The sequence below is a fragment of the Oleiphilus sp. HI0067 genome (assembly GCF_001635735.1).
Genome location: NZ_LWFI01001345.1, coordinates 1 through 1,158 on the forward strand (window position 1 = coordinate 1; position 1,158 = coordinate 1,158).

Annotated in this window: 2 protein-coding genes; both read right to left on the reverse strand. The window is 43.4% G+C overall.

What is annotated here, in order from left to right:
* Positions 1-51: 51 nt before the first annotated feature.
* Complete coding sequence (gene recO / locus A3739_RS21380) at positions 52-801, reverse strand: DNA repair protein RecO (RefSeq protein ID WP_068478481.1); 750 nt, start codon at positions 799-801, stop codon at positions 52-54.
* 2 nt (positions 802-803) lie between these two features.
* Positions 804-1,158, reverse strand: a 355-nt coding sequence (gene era, locus A3739_RS21385; protein ID WP_068502700.1) for a GTPase Era, incomplete at its 5' end; no start/stop codon positions are given.

Consider the following 1,158-nt stretch of genomic DNA (forward strand, 5'->3'; position numbering starts at 1 on the left):
CATGATCGACATTTACACCTAACAACACCCTACGCTGTTGACTCATCTTACTCATCCTACTGTTGTATATTTACTGAACTGCTTGATTAGCTCTCTACTCCGAAGCTTCGCACCTTGGAGCGCCTGATCAATCAGCATATAACTGACTTTCTTATTTAACGTCTGATACACCGCTTTAAGATCATTTACTTGATTAGCGCTTTTATTAGAAACTAGCGCCTGCACGCGTGACGAATAAGCTAGGAGATCTTGACCTGAAAAAACGACATAACTTCGGCTATTCTCTTGTGTCAAAACGAATGTGGAGTCAGCACTCAAATAGTAATTCGACTCAGACTGTATAACCTTGCCTTGCCAATCAATATCAAAACTAGGTAACAAACCGAGCTCAGCTAACAATATAAGTTCAAAATCTCTGAGCATCTGAGACATATCTTCACCCTCACTTAAACCCGAGAGACACTCTACATAGGCTGAAAACAAAGCAGGCATTGGCTCTTCTGGCGCCAATAATTTGTATAACAGCTCGTTGATGTACAGACCCGCGAACTGCCGTTGGCCCGTCAACTCTAATTGGGCGCTGGGCGGTTCAGCTTGTGTTAAGGTTTTGAGATCAGATTTACCAACCCAATCAATTAACAAGGGCTGAAATGCCTGAAGAATGGCACTCTTTGAAGACTTTGCTTTGTAGCCGCCTTTAGCGACTAAACCTACCTTTCCATGCTGATACGTGAAGACGTCGAGTAACAAACTTGTATCACTAAACGGGCGACGATGAAGAATGTAACTCGCTTCAAACATGCTTACTGGTCGCGATACCCTAAGCTTTTCAAGGCACGTTCATCATCGGACCAACCGCCCTTAACTTTCACCCATAAGTTCAGCATGACCTTGCTATCAAACATACGCTCCATATCTTTACGCGCATCACGTCCAATAATCTTAATCTGCTGGCCTTTATCGCCGATCACAATCTTTTTCTGGCCGCTACGTTCAACAAGAATTAAGGCACTAATATGAAGAATATTTCTCTTCTGTTTAAACTCTTCAATTTCAACCGTCACCGAATACGGGAGCTCTTCTCCTAGTTGGCGCATGATCTTTTCGCGCACTAACTCTGCAGCTAAAAAGCGCTGACTTTTGTCGGTAACTTGGGAG